The 19414-nt window shown below is 66.5% G+C and carries 10 protein-coding genes and 2 pseudogenes; 5 read left to right on the forward strand and 7 right to left on the reverse strand.

Features of this window, described 5'->3' with window-relative positions; all coding sequences use genetic code 11:
- Positions 1–290: 290 nt before the first annotated feature.
- From BMX29_RS18260 to BMX29_RS18280, 5 genes are all read right to left on the reverse strand, one after another.
- Positions 291–1520 carry a TolC family protein gene (locus tag BMX29_RS18260; protein WP_175471239.1) on the reverse strand — a complete coding sequence of 410 codons (1230 nt, stop codon included), beginning with the start codon at positions 1518–1520 and terminating at the stop codon, positions 291–293.
- A gap of 130 nt (positions 1521–1650) precedes the next feature.
- Complete coding sequence (locus BMX29_RS18265; protein ID WP_092815790.1) at positions 1651–2106, reverse strand: outer membrane protein assembly factor BamE; 456 nt, start codon at positions 2104–2106, stop codon at positions 1651–1653.
- Positions 2107–2174: 68 nt separating this feature from the next.
- On the reverse strand, positions 2175–3362 hold the full coding sequence (locus BMX29_RS18270; RefSeq protein WP_092815793.1) for a beta-barrel domain-containing protein: 1188 nt from the start codon (positions 3360–3362) through the stop codon (positions 2175–2177).
- Positions 3359–5500: a type I secretion system permease/ATPase gene (locus BMX29_RS18275; protein ID WP_092815796.1), complete on the reverse strand. Its 2142-nt coding sequence runs from the start codon at positions 5498–5500 to the stop codon at positions 3359–3361. Before BMX29_RS18275 ends, BMX29_RS18270 begins: the two co-directional genes overlap by 4 nt.
- A gap of 4 nt (positions 5501–5504) precedes the next feature.
- Positions 5505–15449 (reverse strand): Ig-like domain-containing protein, encoded by a 9945-nt coding sequence (locus tag BMX29_RS18280; RefSeq protein WP_175471240.1) that lies wholly within the window; start codon positions 15447–15449, stop codon positions 5505–5507.
- Positions 15450–15724: 275 nt separating this feature from the next.
- Here BMX29_RS18280 and BMX29_RS18285 point away from each other — a divergent pair, with 275 nt between their 5' ends.
- The 4 genes and pseudogenes from BMX29_RS18285 to BMX29_RS19000 form a co-directional block, all read left to right on the forward strand.
- Complete coding sequence (locus BMX29_RS18285) at positions 15725–16018, forward strand: transposase (RefSeq protein ID WP_092815802.1); 294 nt, start codon at positions 15725–15727, stop codon at positions 16016–16018.
- 340 nt (positions 16019–16358) lie between these two features.
- A complete protein-coding gene (locus BMX29_RS19885; RefSeq protein WP_175471241.1) occupies positions 16359–16517 on the forward strand; it encodes a hypothetical protein in 159 nt (52 codons plus the stop codon).
- A gap of 91 nt (positions 16518–16608) precedes the next feature.
- Positions 16609–17612 (forward strand): annotated as a pseudogene (locus BMX29_RS18290) (IS3 family transposase).
- A gap of 18 nt (positions 17613–17630) precedes the next feature.
- A pseudogene (locus BMX29_RS19000) lies at positions 17631–18076 on the forward strand (transposase); the annotation flags it as partial.
- A 267-nt stretch (positions 18077–18343) separates the two neighbouring features.
- On the opposite strand, the gene BMX29_RS19780 reads toward BMX29_RS19000, so the two are convergent.
- On the reverse strand, positions 18344–18514 hold the full coding sequence (locus BMX29_RS19780; RefSeq protein ID WP_092815808.1) for a ribbon-helix-helix protein, CopG family: 171 nt from the start codon (positions 18512–18514) through the stop codon (positions 18344–18346).
- Between the two features lie 110 nt (positions 18515–18624).
- Between BMX29_RS19780 and BMX29_RS18305 the strand changes: the two genes are divergently transcribed.
- A complete protein-coding gene (locus tag BMX29_RS18305) occupies positions 18625–19131 on the forward strand; it encodes a hypothetical protein (RefSeq protein WP_092815811.1) in 507 nt (168 codons plus the stop codon).
- 75 nt (positions 19132–19206) lie between these two features.
- Here BMX29_RS18305 and BMX29_RS19455 read toward each other — a convergent pair.
- A partial coding sequence (locus BMX29_RS19455; protein WP_217644408.1) for a hypothetical protein occupies positions 19207–19414 on the reverse strand: 208 nt, incomplete at its 5' end.

Consider the following 19414-nt stretch of genomic DNA (forward strand, 5'->3'; position numbering starts at 1 on the left):
CGGTTTACACCGATTTTTTGAGCTGCCCCGGCACCAACCGGGACGGCTCAACAGATTATTCCTCGTCTTCCGATTCACCGCGCTTGCGCAGCACCGAATTGTATGTAGACCAGTTCGTGCTGCGGTAGCCGGTTGGCGTCGGCTTCGGCATGACGCCCCACTAACTTTCTGAATTCCGGCGGTGAATCCTCGCCGGCTCAGGTTCTGCAACAACGCCGGTGAAGTCCAATCCCGTCATCTCGATCTGCCGACCATCGGTCTCTTCGATCGCCTTGCACACCACCTTTCCCTTAAACAGGGTCAAAAGCTAACGGAAATCCATAGAGCGATTGGGCCTCGATATCCAGCTGACCGCGCAGGGTCCCTTCGCGAACCGCACAACGGATGCGTGACTTGATCAGGTCCGCTCGTTCTTCGACGAGTTCGGCACTGCGCATCGAGTAGTCCTGCTCTTGCTCCAGCAGTTCGGCTAATCTGCGTGTGCCGAGATCGAAGTACTGGTTCCGGTAGAGATCCCGCGTTTCGGCAAGGAGCGCAATCTGACGCTCCAGCAGCCCAACACGTTGTGCGCCGGTTGTGAGGCTTCGGGTCAGTCCCCTCTCCTCAAGGTCCTGCTCGAGGGCCACGGTCTCGACCCGAGCCGCGGCGGCGGCGAGCGCGTTGCGTGCCGCCCGGGCGCGGGCCGTTAGTGCGCCACCCTCCAGAACGTCCGACCGCACGCCGATGTTCAGACCGAAGGAGGTGCTGCCGTCTTCCAAGTCCCCCCTCACCAGAGGCGAGGCGGTGATCCGGGGCAGCCGCGCCCGCTCGGCCCGTTCGAGCTCGAGGCGGGAACGAAGGAATTCGAGCCTTACCCGCACCATCTCCTCGGACAGCGCCGAGGCGCCGCAGGACCCTGCTATGAGGTCGATCCGCGCACCCTCAGACTGACCGCTGAGCCGGTACAGCTTATCGCGTGCCTCAGCCAGGGCGAGTTCCGTGTCGAGCACGGTGAACTCGGCCGCCTGCACGCGCGAACGAGCTTCCAGCGCCTCGGTCCGGGTGGAAGCGCCATTCTCGATCCGCGCCGCGACCAATCCTTCCAGGTTCCGCAACTGCCGCAGATGCGCAGTGCGGACGGACAGCAGCTCCTTGTGCATCGCCACGTCCTGCACCGCGAAGAGGACGTCGCTCAGGGTCTCGTCGACCACCGTCTGAAACTCGAGGAACCTCAGCTGGAGATCGAGATCAGCGACCTTGATCGCCCGTTCGGTGTCGCCGAAGGAGGTGAGTTGCTGCTCTCCGACGAGGTCGACGGCGGCGTCCCCCTGCCCCGCATCCCCCACCCCGCCGCCCAGCGACAGGCTGAGACTAGGAAATAGCGCGGCCCGGGCGACTCTGACCTCATCGGCGCTGGCCGAGATGAGGCTTGCGGCTTCGCGCACCGAGGGGCTTATGAGGACCCCGTTTCGGGCCGCATCGGCGGCGGACTTGCCGGACGACCGGCCGAGTGCGGGCAGGGTGGCCGCATGGTCGCGCATTGCCGCTTCCGTCCCCTCGGGACCACGCAGGCCGGAACAGCCGGCCAGCAGCGCAACCGCCAGGATGGCAAGTCTTCCTGCCCGGCCGTCTCGCCCGGCCACCACTCTCTCACGCCTCGGGAGCATTGCCTTAGTTCACCCCCCCGGTGACAAGGTCGGCACACTGCGGGCGGCGCCAGACGGCTCGTTCCAATAGGTCGTCCCCGTCGAAGAAGACCATGTACTGGCAAATCAACTGGTCGTCCTGCAAGAAGGGCAATGCGAGCTGGAATTCCCATGCGCCGTTCTGGTGCTGACCGATCGGGCGGCCGAGCACGGTCAGCAGCTCTGCGCGGGTCTGGCCGACGGCGACCTGCCGGACTTGGTCGAGGCTGAGCTCGGTCCCGACGCGGGAATACTGCTGGTCCATGCTGACGTAGGCGCGGTCGGCCCGGGTGAAGTCGAGACCCGGGTCGACGGCGTTCAGCCGGTCGACGGCCGGGACCTCTGCCGCGACGGACAATGCGCCGGCGGCCAGGGTGAGCGAAGTGGCCAGCGCGGCGAAGGTGGTGGGCAGGGGACGGTTTTGTCGTGATGCTTGGGTCATGTCAGGGCCTCTAGGTCGGTTGGGTCTGATCCTGTTAAACGCGGCCGCCTGGCCAGGAAATTTCTGAATCATCGCTCACGCAGAGCGTCCTGCGCGCGGTTGAACGGCTTGATAAGGTATTGCCAGACCGTCTTTTCGCCGGTCTGGATGTCGACGGTGGCGATCATTCCCGGAACGATGGGAAAGCGGCTCCCGTTGGCGTCCTCGAGGTAGTTTTCCTCGGTCCGGATGTAGATGCGGTAGTAGACCTGCTCGGGGTTCACCTCGTCCCTAACGGTGTTGGGCGAGATCGTACGCACCTCGCCCTCGAGCCCCCCGAAGATGGAGTAGTCGTATGCCGACAGGCGCACCGTCGCCTCTTGGCCGGGGTGGATGTAGGCGATGTCTCGAGGCGAGATCCGGGTTTCGATCACCAGCTGGTCGCCCACGGGCACCACGGTCATCAGCCGCCCCCCCGGCGGCACGACGCCGCCGATGGTCGTCACCTCGATGTCGTTGACGATACCGCGCATGGGCGCTTGGAAGGTGAGCCGTTCGAGCTGGTCCGCCCGGCCGCGCAGGATCGAGCCTTGCACCTCGGCCTCGGAGTTCACGCGCTGGAGCTCCTCGCCGATCTGCACGCTGCGTTCGGTTACCAGCCGGGCGATCTCCAGCTCGACCTGCGCCGCCTCACGCCGTAGCCGGATCACCTCAACCCTGCTGGTGGCACCTCTTTCCTGGAGCCGTTCGGTGATCTCGAGCTCTTCGCGGGTCAGCTCCAACTCGTCCCGGAGCCCGGAGAGGGATTCGTCGAGGCTGAGCCGGCGGGACCGGAAGAGCGCGAGTTCATTGGCTCGCAGCTGGTCAAACTCCGCCCCGTCGAGCGCGGCGGGGAAGGTAACGGCTTCGGCCTCGTCCAGTTCCGCCCGCAGCCGGGCGGCGGCGGCGATGGCGGAATGGTAGCGGGCGGCGGCCTCTTCCAAGTTGGAGGCCGAGCGGGTGGCGTCGAGCCGGGCCAGCACCTCGCCCGCCTCGACCGTGTCGCCCTCGCGCACGAAAAGCTCCGAGACGATGCCGCCCTCGAGCGACTGGATGACCTGTTCGCGGGAGCTGGGCACCACCGTCCCCTGCCCGCGCGAGACCTCGACCAGCGGGTAGTACCACGCCCAGCCGAGGAAGGCCGCCAGCATGAGGAAGACCAGCCAGACCAGCCGCCGCTGCGGGCGGGTGTCGGTGTAGGCCGAAGGCCCGCCAAGGGAGGTGTCGATCACGCTCATGCCGCCCGCTTTCCGGCGCGAAGCTGGGCCAGCACCTCGTCCTTCGGCCCGTCGAGCAGGACCGCCCCGTTGCTGACCACGATCAGCCGGGTCGCCATCCGCAGGACCGCGGGCCGGTGGGTGGCCACGATGACCGAGATGGAGGGGTCGAGCTTGCCCAGAAGGTCGATCACCGCCGCCTCGGAGACCTCGTCGAAGGAGGCGGTGGGTTCATCGAGCAGCAGCACGTTGGGCCGCCGCAGCAAGAGCCGCGCCAGAAGCAGGCCCTGTTTCTGGCCGCCGGAGAGGCCGAGCCCGCCTTCCTGCACCATGTGGTCGAGCCCGTCGGGCAGGGCCTGCACGAAGTCCGCCAGCCCCATCTTGCCCAGCAGGCCGAGGATGGCGTCGTCCTGCGCCCCGGGGGCGCCGAGGGTCAGGTTCTCGCGCAGCGTGCCGTGGAACAGCCGGGCGTCCTGCCCCATCAGGCCGATGTCGCGGCGGATGTCGCCGGGGTCGACAAGGCCCATGACCACGTCGTCGACCCGGACCTCGCCCGCCATCGGCTCCAGCAGGCCGGCGAGCCCGGCCAGAAGCGTCGACTTGCCCGCGCCGTTGCGTCCGAGGATGGCGATCCGTTCGCCCGGTTCGACCCGAAGGTCGGCGACCTTGAGCGCGGGGGCCTGCGGGGCGTGGCCGAATACCGCCCCCTTGAGCCGGAAGGACCCGTGGATCACGGGTCGGTGGATGCGCGTGTCCTCGGCCGTGGTATCGACCGGCAGCGCCATCAGCTGGTCCAGCGCCTTGCGGGCGACCTGCGCCTGCTGCCACCGGCTGAGGACCTGGGTGACCGAGGCGAGCGGCGCCAGCATCCGCGAGGACAGCATGGAGGCGGCGACCAGCACGCCGGTGCTCATGTCGCCGGCCATGACCATCGGCGTGCCGAAGAAGATGACCACCGCAAAGACCCCGCCCTGCACCGTCTGCGCCCAGGACCCCAGCCGCCCGACGAGGTCGCGAAGTTCCATCGCGGAGCCGGAGGTCGTCTCGTTGTAATGGTTCCACAGGTTCTGGAACCGCGTTTCGGCCTGCAGCGACTTGATGTCGTCGAGCCCCTGGATCGCCTCGACCAACATGGCGCTGCGCAGGGCGCTTTCCCGGGTGTTCGCCTCGGCCAGCCGCCGCAGCCGTTTCTGCGCCAGCAGCCCCGGCAGGACGAGCAGCACCATCGCCGCGAGCGGGATCCAGACCAGCACCCCGGCGATGTACCAGAAGAGCACGCAGAAGAGCGCAAAGAACGGCAGGTCCGCGATGGCCGCGACGGTGGTCGAGGTAAGCATCTCGCGGACGTGCTCCAGCTCCCGGATCTGCGAGATGAAGGTCCCGGTGGACCGGGGCCGCGCGGTGTTGCGCACCCTGAGCGCGTGGCCAAAGACCCTGTCGGAGATCCGCAGGTCCGCCGCCTTGCCCGCCACGTCGGTGATCCGGCTGCGGGCGAGTTTCATTAGCAGGCCGAAGCCCATCGCCATCATCACCCCGATGAACAGCACCCAGAGCGTGCTCATCGATTGGCCGGGCACGACCCGGTCGTAGACCTGCATGGCAAAGATGGTGCCGGCCAGAGCCAGCACGTTGGTCACCGCCGAGGCCACCATGACCGACCGGTAGGGCCGCATGTCCGCCAGCGCGACGCTGCGCAGCCAGTCCGGGCGCCAGGGTTCGATATAGGCGTCGATCCGGCGGTCGGGCCGGCTGGTCAGGGGCCGCAGCACGTAGAGCCGGCGAAGCCGGGCGGCGAGGTCGTCCCGCCCTATGGGCGTCTCCAGCCCCCCGTCCCCGGCGAGGACGACGCCGAAGCCATCCGAGGTTTCGCGTTCGATGACGCCGATTTCGCCGCTCTCGAATTCGGCCACCACCGGCAGGCGCAGCTGGGACAGGGTCCTGTCCCGCTTGTCCGCCTGGCGGATCGTCAGGCCCGCGGACCGGGCCAGCGTCGCCAGCCTGTCCCCTTCGGCCGCCCAAGACAGGTCGACCCGCACCCGTTCGGGCGACACGGCAAGACGGTACTGCGCAGCTACGCGAAGCACCGCCTCTGTCCAGCCTTGGTGCGTGCCCCCCGTCGCGGCCGCAGCCGCCCCGGTCGTCGTGGGATGGTCTGCCATCTCGCTACACCGCGTATTCGGCGCCCGGCTGAAGCTCGTCCTCGAGCGACGAGGCCGGTTCGGAGCCGGTCATGTCGCCCGGCTCGGAGCTGCCGGTGCCGCCGGTCCGGTCGCTGTCCTCCTCGGGCAGGAGGTCGGAGAGGTCCTCGTCGCTGCCGCCCTCGGCGACCAGCGTCTCGTAGCTGACCTCCTCCTCCGGCGCCCCGGGGGTGCCGTCGCCCTCGGCCGCGGGTTCCTGCGCGGGCTCTTCCGCCTCGGCCTCGAGGCTATCGATCCCCGAGAGGCCGATCTCGCCGCCTCCCGCGCCGAAGGACATCATCGAGAAGGCCGCGAAGGGCGCGGGCGGCGGGGTAACGGCCACGTCCTGGGCCGTCAGGGTCACCTCCTGCCCGCCGTTGGCGGTGCCGGTCCAGGTACCGTCCCCGTTGTCCGCCCAGTCGCCCGAGAGCGACAGGCTGTCCTCGGCGTCGCCGGTGACCGTCAGGGCCCGGGGGCCGCTGGTCATGGCGAAGACCTGGTCGGGGGTCAGGTCGGTGATCCCGTTGGCCCCGTCGATGCCGAGCTCCAGCACCTCGATATTGCGCAGGTTGTCCCCCAGCTCGGTCCCGGTCAGGCTTTCGCCCTGCCGGAAGAGGACGGTGTCGAACCCGCCCCGGCCGTTGATCAGCTCGCCGGTCCAGATCAGCGTGTTGTCCGCGGCAGAGCCCTGCTGGGCGGTCTGGTTCACCGTCACGAAGCCCTCGACCGGGTCGGATTCGTCCGGCCCGTCGACCGACCGCGCCGTCACCTTGAGCTGGAGCCCGCCCGTGGTGCCGTCTTGGTCCGTCAGCCCGGTGGAGGCCTGGCGAAAGCCGAGCGTGTCGATCTGATCCTGCGTCAGGCCGGTCACCGTGTAGGTGCCCGTTCCCGCGTCGTAAGACACCCCTTCCGTCAGCAGCGTGGTGCCGACGTAGAGCGAGGCGTGCTCGCCCAGCCCCTCGATCTGAAGCGTCACCGTCTCGGTGCTGCCGTCGGCCGCCCCGGGCACGGAGGCATCGCCCAGGTCCGCCAGCGAGGCGTTGAGGTTCATCGGGATGATCCGCCCCTCGGTCCCGAAGGAGTTGGTCGGATCGAGGGTGACCCCGTTGGCGACGGGCGTCACCACCAGGTCCCCGATCTGCACCCTGTCGACCCGGTCCTCGGAGAGCGCCGTTTCGCCGGAGATGACCGTGAGGGTCAGGTCCTCGAGCGTGCCGCTCCAGTTCTGGGGCGGCAGTATGCCGATGTACTCGGGCATCGGCTGCCCCTCGGCTGCCAGCAACCAGGTGTTCGTGGTCCCGTCGCCGCCGGCGTTGACCGCCATGGTCGAGGTGTCCGCATCGGCGCCGGTGTAGACGAGGAAGCCCTCGGGCAGGTCCGGCAGCAGCACCGTAGTGATGACCTCGGAGCCGTCATCGTCGACCAGCGACAGCGCCAGGTCCAGCCCGATAAGCGAGGCGGGGGTGCTGTCGGCGGCCTCGGGCCCGGTGAAGGGGGCCTCGGCGTCGACGGTCACCCCGTCGTTGCTGATCTCGATCGGCAGGATCGTGGACCCGGCCGAGGTCAGCGTTTCGCCCCCGGTCTCGATGTTGCGGACCCATGCGTCCACGGTCACCTCGCCCGCGGTCACGGTGTCGGGGGTGAAGACCATGTCGAGGGGCACGCCCATCTCGGCCCCTGGGATGACGTAGTAGTCGCCGTCCGTGATGCCCTCTTGCCCGGTGATGGTCGTCGGCTCGTATTCCACGCCATCCACGGTCAGGGTGCCACTTCCCAGCCCGTTGGTCCCGCTCACCTGTAGGTAGACCTCGCCGCCTTCGATGGAGGCGTCGTCCCCGTCGGCCGGATTGGTCACGGTCAGGGTCAGCGGGATCTCGGAATCGGTCTCGGTGAGCCTGCCGTCCGCGTCCGCGGCGCCGAGGGCGATGGAGACATTCGCCTCGTCGGTGACCGGCTGCACCGGGATTTCGTTGCTCAGCGCCTCCTCGTTCGGGGCGCCACCACCGGCAAGCGCGGTGGTCAGCGTCGCGTTGAGCGTGAAGTCCTCGGCGAGGTTGTTGTCGTTGGCGTCCGGCGCGACCTGCAGGGTGATGCTGTCGAGCAGCGCGTCGAGCTGTGCCTGCACCGCCGCCGTGTCATCGCCCGGGTTGGTCGTGACCGAGGCCGTCCAGACCGGCTCTCCGTCCACGCTCGTTTGCACCATGCCATCGACGATGGTGCCGGGGGGCAGGTCCGTGATGGTCACGGTCAGGACGCTGGCCGCGGGATCGGACACGGAAACCGTGCCTGTCACCACGCTGTTCAGGGTGAAGGCAAGGTCCTCGGTCGCGGCGGCGCCGTTGTACACCCACGCCTCGATCGCCGGCGGCTCGCCGCCTTCCTCGAAGGTGAAGTCGGTCGTCAGGGTCCAGGTTTCGCTGTCTTGCAGCACCTCGGCCGGGGAGTCCGCCTCGTTGCCGCGGTCCTGGGTCTGGACGGTGACCGAGATCGGCACCTCATCCTGTCCGCCGGCGGAGCTGCTGACGCTGAGCACGACCGGCAGGTCGATGCCGCCCGCTTCGTTGATCGGGAGGGCGTCGGCGTTCTCGTAGACGAGCAGCCATGTGCCCTGCCCCACCAACTCGGCGCCCTCGACGGTCACGCCGTTCGGCACGTTGTCGAGGAGGACCCGCACGACATGTTCACTGCCGTCGGTGTCGGCGGTGTTCACGTTGAGGGTCATCGTCACCTGTTCGCCGGGGGCGGAGACGGTGATGTCGGTGCCGTCCACGGTGCCGTTGTCGCCGCCCAGTTCGAAGCCGGCGAGCGTCAGGTCGGGCTGGTCGGTCACCGGGATGCCGGTGATCTCGAAGGTGGAGGACTGCCAGTCGCTGGTCACCGGGTCCACGGTCCCGTCGCCCGGGTCGGTGATCCGATATTCCAGCTCGAAGCTGCCGAGCACGCCGTCGAGGTTCTCTGCCCCCTGTGCCGCGAGCGTTTCGGCCTGTTCGGGCGTCAGCTCGTAGTAAAGTGTGCCGCCGTCATCGACCGGCGTCAGGTCGCTGATCGGCTGACCACCCACGAAGAGCGTGAAGTCCTGCTCCTCGGTCTGGCCCACGGCGATGCGGACCGCGTCGATCACCTCGTCGGTGTCGCCGTTCTGGTGGACGATGCCGAAGTCCAGGCTTTGCAGTTCGTCCTCGACGATGGAGGCCGCGGTGGTGACCGTCGCCTCGGGCGAGGGGGTCACGGTGAAGGTGACAGGCTGCTGTGTCCCGGTCCGGGAGGCGCCGTCGTTTTCGGTGGTGACCGGTGAGGCACCGAAGGTCACCTCGCCGCTGAAGTTCTGCGGCACGGTGATCTCGACCGTCTCAAGCTGGCTTTCCCGGATGATCCAGACCCGATCCTCGCCGGTGGCTTCGGTCCCGGTCAGCAGGGTGCCGTGGGTCAGGTCGAAACCTTCGGGCAGGTCGGTGATCCGCACCGTCAGCGTCTCGGAGTCATCGGTGTCGCCGAGTTCGATCGCGACGAGTTTGGTCAGCGCGATGGTCGCGGCGCCGCTGTCGATCGCCTGTTCCTCGTAGGTCTGCGGGGTCAGATCGACGATGGCCGGGTCGGCGACGCCGCGCACCTCGACGTTCATCGACAGGCTCTCGACCACGGAGCGGTCCTCGAGAACCCCGCCGTCGATCGTCACCCGGTCCACGGACTGGGCCGAGACCTGGAGGGTGAAGTTTTCGTTGCTGTCGAGCGGCGGGCGCAGGGTCAGCGGCAGGCCGGCGTCGAAGTCGGGGATCGTGACGGAGCCGTCTTCGACCGGCTGCACGGTCCCGTTGTACGTCAGGACCGCACCTTCCGGGATGTCGTCGATGGTGACGTCGAAGGTTTCCGACGGGTCCGAGCTGGTCGGCCGGATGTTGAGCGGGATGTCATTGTCTTCGTTCCCGCGGGCGCGGGACGCGAGGGCGAGCGTGACCTCGTCCGCCACGGGTTCGACCACGAGGTTCTCGAGGAAGGCCTCGCCGCTGACCGCCTCGACGGTGGTGCCGCCGTCGTCATCCTCGTCCACCGTGTAGGCCTGCACGCGGATGCGGAAGGCGCCCGAGAAGTCCTCGGCGGCCTTGAACTGGAGCGAGCCCAGGGCACTGACCGGCACGTCGATGGGGGTGACCCCGTCGTAGACTGCGCTCTGCGGGTCGCCGTCTTCCACCCACTGGAACATGGACCCGGTGGCATCCGCCGCGCTGCCGTCCCCTTCGATCAGCTCGGGGGTCAGGCGGGCGAAGGTCGCCTCCCCCGCGTCCTCGTTGGACCAGCCGGTCTGGAGGTTGAAGCCGTCGCTGTTGAGGACGAACCATTCATCCTCGAGGGCGGCCGTGCTGTACTCGAACCCTTCGGTCATCGTCACGTCGAAGTCTTCGTCGCTGTCGGAATCAACGTCCACCCGTTCGGCCACGGGCGTCACGGTGATGGTCAGCTCGTGTTCGGCATCCGTCACCGTGTTGGTGACCGTGTTGCCGCCGACCTCGGCCTCGTCGGTGCTCGACACCCGCAGGGTGATCGTCGCGTCGCTGCTACTATGGTCGGGCGGCGTGATGGTGAAGCCGTCGAGGAATTCCTCGCGCTCTGCCTGCGTGCCGTCGGTGAAGGCGATGGTGTAGGTGCCATCAACTTCGGTGATGTCAGCGTTGGAGGCGCCGTTCACCACGTCCGATGCCGACACCTCCCAGCCATCGGGGATGTCGAAGGAGACGGCGGTGATGAGCTCGGACCCGCCATCCGTGGCCCCGCCGCTGAAGTCGCCGAGGCGCACCCCTCTCAGGAAGTCCACGGCGTTGTCTTCCTCGGTGGTCACGTCCTCGACGACCACGTCGTCGGCGACCGGGGTCACCCGCAGGTTCAGCGTCACCGAGTTGTCGGTGGGGTCGGCCTCGGGCAGGCCCGCAACGCCGTCGCCCGTCGGGGTGCCCTCGTCTAGGTAGCCGTCGGCGTCGTAGTCCTGCGCGTTCAGCGTGACGGTGATGTTGTCGAGGTCACCGGCGAAATTGTCCGTGCCCCCGATCTCGATCTGCGGGAAACCGGTGGTGGAGGTCGACAGGCTGCCGCCCTCCAGCGTGATGGTCCCGCCGGCCGTGACGGTCTGACCATTCACCAGGATCGGCTCGCCCGAGCCATTGGTGATCGTGATCGACCGCTGCTCGCTCTCGTCGAGGTCGGTGAAGTTCGCCGCCAGGAAATCGGCCAGGTCGACGGCCGTGTCCTCGGCCAGGGTCACCTCGGCCACGGTGTTCCCGCCCGAGCCGGAGTAGACGATGTCGGTCGCGTTATCGACCGAGTCGGCATCGACGCCGGTGTCGAAGGTCAGGGTGGCCGGGTCGGTCGCGGCCTGCACGAAGACGCTGACCGTCTCGGAGCTGTCGGCGCCCTCGGCCACGAGGATCTCGCCGGTGTCGTCCACCTCGTAGCTGGTGACGTCGTAGGTCACCTCGAAGTTCGCGGAGCTGTTGGCGGGCGGCGTGACCTCGAGGTTTTCGAAGTCGTCGGCGGTCATGCTGATGTCCGTGTCCAGCCCGGTGACCGAGAGGTCCGGGTCGGTCAGCTCGATGCTGACCTCGCCGGTTGCGTCCACGGTGAAGGTCTGGCCGGCCCAGCCGAGGATCGCCACTTCGGGCAGGCCCGACAGGGTGATGGCGCCGATCCGTTCGGGCCGGGCGTTGTTGCCGGTCCCGGTTCCGTCGTCGGTGATCACCGGCCGGTCCAGCCCAAGGAGCACCTCCGTATCCTCGACGGTGCCGACCTCGGCGTTGACCACCGTCACCTCGGCGGGGTCGGCCACAGAGGTGACGTTGGCCGTGACGGCGATTCTGGACTCTACGGCCTGGTCGTCCAGCGTGACGATCTCGAAAGGTTCTTCACCGCTGAAGTTATCGTCGGGCACGTAGCTGACGCTGCCGTCCGGGGCAACGGTCACGGTGCCGTGGTCGGTGTCGTAGACGACCTCACCGGTCACGGAGTCGGGGATCCCGGTCAGCGCCGTGCCGCCCTGCGAGATGCCGGTGTTGTCGGCGTTGGCGTCGGCCGAGGTGTTGACGGTGAAGCCGTCGCTGTCCTCGTCCACGGTCCGTTCGATCTCCGTAACGGGTGCGTCATCCCCGACCGCGACGGTGAACTGGTCCGGGTCGGTGTCGCCGTCCGCGTCGGTGACCTCGACCCCGAAGACCAGGTCCAGGGAGGCCCCGTCGTGGTCGAGCGGGCCGAGCAGGTCGAAGGTGTAACCGGCGTCGGCATTCGTCGGGTCGGTCAGGGTCACGGTGAAGACCGGGGCGGTCCCCTCGCCGGTGTCGGCGGTCAGGGTCAGCCCGTCCTCGGACAGGGTATAGCGGATGGGGTCACCACCCGAGGTCAGGCCCGCGGGGGCGCTGTCCGTGGTCAGCTGCACCCCGAAACCATCCTGCCCGGGGGACAGGTTCAGGCTGCCGGACTGGGACAGCTCGCTGACATCGGGGTCCGTGCCGGAGGGCAGGTTTGCCTCGTCGACCACCGCGTCCTCGGGCGTGCCGAACTCGGCCACGGTGTCGCCCACCGTGATGGACTGGGTCCCCACACCGGCCGAGACGTCGTCGTCCCCGTCGACGGTGTTGTAGGTGAAGCTGTCATCGAGGGTCGTGTCGTTGGCCGGCTGCTGGTGGTCCGCGGCAGAGAGCGGCTCGTAGCTCCAGGTGCCGTCGCTGCCGACGGTCAGGGTGCCGTACTGGGTGTCGACCTCCTCGCTGCCGCCTTCGGTCAGGGTGACCTGCGCCGGATTGCCGTCCCGGTCGGTGTAGAAGACGGTGTTCACCCGTCCGCCGTCCGCGCCCAGCGTGTCGTTGGCCAGCAGGTTCGCGCCCTCGGTGGTGGCGGAGCCGATGGCCGCGCCCCCTTCGGTCACCGACAGGGCCGGGTCGTCCACCGGGGTTTCGGGCGCGTCATCGACGATGCCGACGTTGAGCTGGTCGACCCAGGTGTCGCCGTCCTGCTCGATCACCGCGATGTTGATAGTCTCGGAGACGACGTCGTTCGCGCTCTCGTCGCTGTGGTCCTCGGTGTTGCCGGACAGGGTGTAGGTATAACTGACCTCGCCGGTCCCGCTGTCGAAGCCGGTGATCGTCAGGGTGCCGTATTCGGTGGTCACCGGGTCGAGGGGGCCGTCCGTTTCCACGGATTGCAGTTCCGCGATCGTGAAGGTGGTCCCGCTGGACAGCTCCCCGCCCGAGACGGTGCCGCCGATGACGACGGAGTCCAGGTTCGAGACATCCCCGCCGAGGGCGAAGGAGGAGGTGGCGGCATCGGCGCCGCTGCCTTCCTGGCTGCCGTCGTCGAGGGCGGATTCCGACACGAGGATGTCCACGGGCTCGCCCGCTTCCTCGTCGGCGACGGTCACCTCGGTGATGGTCCTGTCATCGGTGTCGGTGTTGCCGTAGGCATCCGTCCCGGTGGCGGTCACGGTGACCTCGTCCGCGGTGATCGGGTCCGGCAGGGTGACGCTCCAGTTGCCCGAGCCATCGACAGTGGCCTCGTGGTCGGTGCCGTTCACGTTGACCGTGACGCTGCTGCCCTCTTCGGCGATGCCGGTGATGACAGGCGCCTTGCCTTCCTCGATCAGGACCGGGTCGATGGTGACCTCGGTCACGGTGTCGAGCAGGATGGTGTCCTGGGTTGTCGCCGGGTTGCCGTTGCCGTCCTGCACGTTGGCGGTGACGGTCAGGGTGCCGTCGTCCAGGTCGCTCAGGTCGGCGGTGACGAAATAGGTGCCGTCGGCGCCGACGGGGACATCCGTCAGGGTCACGCTTTCGCCCAGGCCGTCCGTGATGACGATCGAGGTGACAGAGCCGCCCACGGCGGCAAAGCCGCTGATCTCGACCGCCGTCAGGTCATCGACGGAGGCAAGGACGCCGTCCGGCTCGGCCCCTTCGGTCGGACCGGCGTTGTCCGAGATGGTGACCCCGGCCACGTTCACCACCCAGTCGGCCGAGGCGCTGGCATTGCCCGTTCCGCTGCCATCGTCGACGGTGTAGCCGATGGTGACCTGCCCGGTCAGGCCGTCGGCGGGGGTGAAGCTCAGCTCCCCCTGCCCCGATAGGCTCACGGTGCCCTGACCGCCCGCCAGCGTGATGCTGCCGCCCGGCGCGATCGCCTGGCTGTCGACGAAGGTGACCTGTAGGGTCTCGGTCTCGCCCGCGTCGACGTCGGTGTCGTTCTCCACCACGTCGAGCACGGCCACGTCGTCCATCCCGATGATCGAGGCGTCGTCGGCCGGGGTCGGCTGGTCGTTGGTTCCGTTCACGGTGACGGTGATTGTGCCGGTGGCGGTCCCATCGGCGGACGTGACGATGAAGGTCTCAGTCAGGGTCCCGTCCTCGGGGAGCGACTGGACCGCGGGCAGACTGTTGTCGATCTGGTACGACCAAGTGCCATCGGCATTGACGGTCAGTGTGCCCAGAGGCGAGGCGCCGCCGTGGCTGCCGCTGTCAAAACGGGTCTCTGCAGGGTCCAGTTCGGCCTCGCCGGTGTCCTTGTCGATCACCTCGACGGAGCCGGAGGTGGTGAGCATCTCCTCGTCCAGCGGGCCGTCCTCGGTCATGGAACCGGTGTCATTGGTCACTTGGGCGGCGTCGTTCTGGCCGGTCACGGTGACGGTGATCGTCTCGGTGACGGTGCCGTCGAGGCTGGTGACGTCGAGAGCGTCGGTGATCTCTTGGCCCTCGACCAGCGCTTCTGTCGCCGAGCGCGTGTCGTCGAGTGTATATACCCACTCGCCGGTTTCGGCATCGAAAGTGAAGGCGCCGTAAGTGCCCTCGAGGCTGTTCGGCTCCCGGAAGACGGACTCCTCCTCGTCCACATCGGTGACCGAGGCGGTGCCGCTGGCCGTCTGAGTGCCTGGTGTGCCGTTTTCTACGCCGCCGGCTTCTTCGACCGCACCGGTCAGCTCGCCGCCGATGGTGGCCGCATCGTTGACCGGCGTAACCGTGATGCCCACGGTCACTGTGTCCGAGCCGCCGTTGCCGTCAGTGACGGTCACGTCGAAGCTGTCCGCGCCGTTGTAGTCCGGGTTGGGCGTGTAGGTGTATTCGCCGGTCGCGGTGTCGATCTCGACCGTCCCGTTCGCCGGGCCGTCCGTTACCTCGTAGGTCAGCGTATCGCCGTCGACGTCCTCTGCCGTCACCTGGCCATCGACAGGGGTATCCTCGGGGGTTTCCTGGCTGTCAGGTGTCGCGACGGGAGCATCGTTGACCGGCGTAACCGTGATGCCCACGGTCACTGTGTCCGAGCCGCCGTTGCCGTCAGTGACGGTCACGTCGAAGCTGTCCGCGCCGTTGTAGTCCGGGTTGGGCGTGTAGGTGTATTCGCCGGTCGCGGTGTCGATCTCGACCGTCCCGTTCGCCGGGCCGTCCGTTACCTCGTAGGTCAGCGTATCGCCGTCGACGTCCTCTGCCGTCACCTGGCCATCGACAGGGGTATCCTCGGGAATTTCCTGGCTGTCGGCGGTGACTTCGGGCGGAGAGTTCGGGTCATCTGGCAGCGAGTTCGGGCCGTAGGCAAGTGCGGCCGCGGCCAATCCCCCGCCCAACAGGCCAAGGCCCTGGGGCATGACCGGCGCGAACGCGGTTCCATGCTCGATCTCCGAAATGTCGAAGCCATCCCAAACCTCGCCATACTGGCCCCACCAAGTAACACCATTCTCGTCAACGAAAGTAAGGTCGTGCCGCCCCTGCTCGGTGACGACGAAGAAATTGACCAGCCGAAGCACGGAGCCGTCCTTCAGGACGAGCACAAGGTCATTTCCGTCGCGGTCGAACCGGGCCACTTCTTCGGGACCGATGTGAAGCTGCAGTACTGACGGTTCGCCTAACTCGACGACGCTGCCTTCCAAGTCGCGAAAGTCGCGGCCCTGAGCTTTCGCAAATAGAGTCATTCGCATTGTAGAGCCTGCCCCCCTTTTTGTAGCAGACCGACGAAGACGATCCGGAGCGGAATGGGAATTTTGAACACATCTACCAATCGCAAACTGCGATCGGCTGGCCGATGCTCCACGCCTATTTCGCCCTAGAGAAGACTGACGTCAACTGACAACTCTACCAGTTTTATTTGGCCAAAGATTCCGAGCAACTGAGCTACCCCCCGAATTTCGGACACTGACATAAGCTACGATTTGCAGTCTGCTGATCTTCGACGAGACGGAGATCAGAGATGTCGAAACGGAAGCAGCACGCCCCTGAGTTCAAGGCCAAGGTCGAGCTGGAAGCCCTGAAAGGCGAGGAAACGGCCACTGAGCTGGCGAGCCGGTTAGGGGTGCATCCGACGATGATCCATTTATGGAAGCGAGCTCTGCTCAAAGGCGCGTCCGGCGTGTTCGAGCGCGGGGGCCGCAAGAAGCCCGAGATTGACGAGGAGCAGGTGAAGGAGCTCCACGCCAAGATCGGGGAGCTGCCGGTGGCCAACTCATTTTTGGAACGAAAGCTGAAGCCCTGGGACGGGAAGTGAGGCGCGGCATGACCGAGCCGTACCACCCGAACCTGTCGATCGGCCAGCAGTGCAAACTGCTGGCCGATCGCGCGCTTGTCTTTTTACTACACCCACCAAGGGCGAGACCGAACAAAACCTCGGCCTGATGCGGCGGATCGATGGGCAGTTCCTGGAGGCCCCGTTCTTCCGCGTCCGGCAAATGACCTGGCATCTGCGTTACGATGGACTCCTCGTGAACTAGAAGCGAATAAGGCGGCTGATGCGCCTGATGAGGCTCATGCCGAGTTACCAGAAGCCCAACACAAGCAGACCAGCGAAGGGGCACAAGACCTATCCATAACTGCCGAGAGGGTTGCGGGTGGAACGTCCGAACCAGGTCTGGTGCTCGGATATCAACTACCTGCTCATGCGGCGCGGGCTCCTATACCTCGTGGCGATCATGTACTGGCACACCCGCAAGGTCCTTGAACTGGCCTCCGTTTCGACAGGACACTTGGGCATAGCCATGGAGGCTTAGGCATATGCCTGAGCACGTGCTTATGCCTGAGACAAAGATCATCACCGACGGCGGCCGTCGGCGCCGCTAGCCTGCCACGGAGAAGCTACGGATCGTCGAAGAGACGTTGGAGGAGGGCGCCAGCATCTCGGTTGTCGCGCGGCGGAATCGCGTGGCTCCGAACCTGCTGTATCGTCGGCGTCGTCTGATGCTGGACGGAGGAGCGGTGGCCGTGTCCGAGGATGACGATGTGACCAGCAATCGTGCCGTCCGGCAGATGGAGGATTGTATCCGCGAGCTCGAGCGCCAGCTCGGCCGCGAGACGCTCGAGGTCGAAATCCTCAAGGAGGCGCTGGACAAGTCGCGCTCAAAAAAACGGACGTGGCTCGCGCAGTCGCAGCCGAAGGGCGGTTCCCGGTGAAGGTCGTGGCCGAGACCCTGGGCGTCTCCCGGTCGAACCTGCATGCCCGGATGAGCGGGAGCGCGAAGCCGCGACGGCGCTACCACAAGGCGCAAGACGCGGCGCTGCTGCCGATGATCGGGGCGCTGGTGGCGGCGCGGCCGACCTATGGCTACCACCGCATTACGGCGCTTCTGAACCGTCGGCTGCGGGCGGACGGCGCGGCGCCCGCGAACCACAAGCGCGTGCATCGCATCATGCAGGCCCATGGCCTTCTGCTGGCACGGACACATGCCGAGAGGCCGGAGCGCGTCCAAGACGGAAAGGTCGTGGCGATACGCTCGAACCTTCGGTGGTGCTCCGATGGGTTCGAGTTCACCTGCTGGAACAGGGAGATCATCCGCGGCGCGTTCATCATCGGCGCGCACGACCGCGAGATCATCTCCTGGCGCGCCGTGGCGGGCGCCGGCATCAGTGGGTCCGATGTCCGCGACATGATGCTGGAGACCGTGGAGGCCCGGTTCGGCGGTTAACGCACGCCGCATCCCGTCGAGATGCTGAGCGGAAATGGCTCGCCATACACGGCGCACGACACACGCATCTTTGCGCGTCAGCTCGGACTGAAGCCCTGCTTCACGCCGGTAAGGCACCCGCACTCACCGCTGAAGATGCGTTCGCCTCGCGAGTTCATCCAAGCTCAAACCGCAACGGCTTGAGTGTCCGGTGAAACGGGGGCAAGACCAGCCCTGTCTTGGCGGATCTTGAACACGCTGGAGGCCGACTTCTGCCCTTCTCGGCAGATTTGCGTAGCAAATCGCCTGCCAGGCAACGGTGCGAAGCGCTGACCGAAGCCACCCACAAGTTCGGCCCGCCCGAGATCATGAATACGGACCAGGGCTCCCAGTTCACATCCTTCGCCTGGACGGACCGGCTCCGCCGATCCGGCGTGCGCATCTCAATGAATGGGAAAGGCCGGTTCCTCCCCTCTCATGGTTTGCAGGCAAACCACTGCCGGGCAGTGGACAACACCTTCATCGAGAGGCTGTGGCGCAACCTGAACTACGAGTGCGTCTACCTGCATGTCTGAGAAACCGGATCAGAGACGAAGGCGGCCATCCGAAAATGGATGAACTTCTACAACCATCAGCGCCCGCGCTCAGCCCTCGACGGCAAGCCCCCGGCGCTGGTCAATCGGCAGAGAAATGATATCAACCAACCCGATCAGCAGGCGCAACGAGTAGCTTAAATTACGCCAGATCCTGTCCAACGATCGGGGAGTAGCTCAGCTCTCCAATCTTGGCGTCGCGAACCATAGGCCATTCTGGCTTTCGCCGTGTTCGTCGGTTCCTGCGATGTCGCGGGAGGCGTCCCATCACTCAAAGCGATCAGGGTTCATACCTTGCGTTACAGAGGTAGGATAAACTTGAGCGAGGGAGGCCCCTCCTGATCACCCTGCCCGCCGCTCAAGCCACTCCGCGATCATCCGCCTGATCATCTCCGGCCTCGTAGGTACGTCCTGCTCGACGCGCCTCGCGTCATCTATCGCCTGCAGCATCTCGGCATCCACGCGGACGAGCACGGGAGATGTGTCGACCTTCGGTCTTCCCTTGGATTTCATGATATTGATCCCTTGACATTATGATATCAATATCACATGTAATGCGTGTCGGCGCAAGAGCGGCAACTCATGCACCGACACTGACCACTTCGATCTGTTAGGAGATCTCTATGGCTGCGCACGCCTCTATCACGACCCCACTTCCGTCTGGAACCTGTTCCGAGAACTTCTTCGGCAACGCCGACGCGCTGGACGCGATCATCGACCAGCTTCACGCGGCTATCGACGCTGAAGCGCTCATCGGTGAGCGATTTTTTGATATCGAGCTGAGCGAGCTGGCCCATCGGGCTGCTCATGCCTGGGCTACTTGCGAGACTGCGACCCTGCGCTTTCTTTCACGGCCGTATCTGGGAGACGTGCATGTCCTTGCTGGAGAGCATGTGCTCGACGTCCTCCAGGATCGCGGGCTCGATCACGATCGTCTGCGCACCGCGCCTGTCTCGTTGATGCGGGCGGCCTGCCGTGCGGCCGTCAGCGTCGATCTCGAGAGCTTGGTCCTGACACGGCAGCTGTCGCACCTTTCCTCGCTCCTTCGGGTCATCATCGAGGATAGCGCGGCGATCGACGATCCGGATCCCGATACGGATTTTGAGCCCGGCGCGCCCTCCCACGGCTGAACCCTTTTCCCGTTCACATCTCAAGGCCCCGGGTTCGGCCTGGGTCGCCTTTCTGCATCTCTATTCCCGGCTTGCTCAGGAGGATCCCCATTCACAGTTCCACATCCCATCTCCTGCATCGTTGATGACTGTAAAGTCACTCTGCGCGCAGGACTCCTGCCCGTCGCGCTGCACGAGGCCGCCGCCCGCGCCGGCTTCGACATCCTCTCCCGGCTCACGGATCGCAGCCGGCTGCTGATCCGCTGCCGGACCTGCGACACCGTTCTCGTCAAGCGCCGCAGCG

Source organism: Roseivivax marinus (assembly GCF_900109705.1).
Classification (GTDB): Bacteria; Pseudomonadota; Alphaproteobacteria; order Rhodobacterales; family Rhodobacteraceae; genus Roseivivax; species Roseivivax marinus.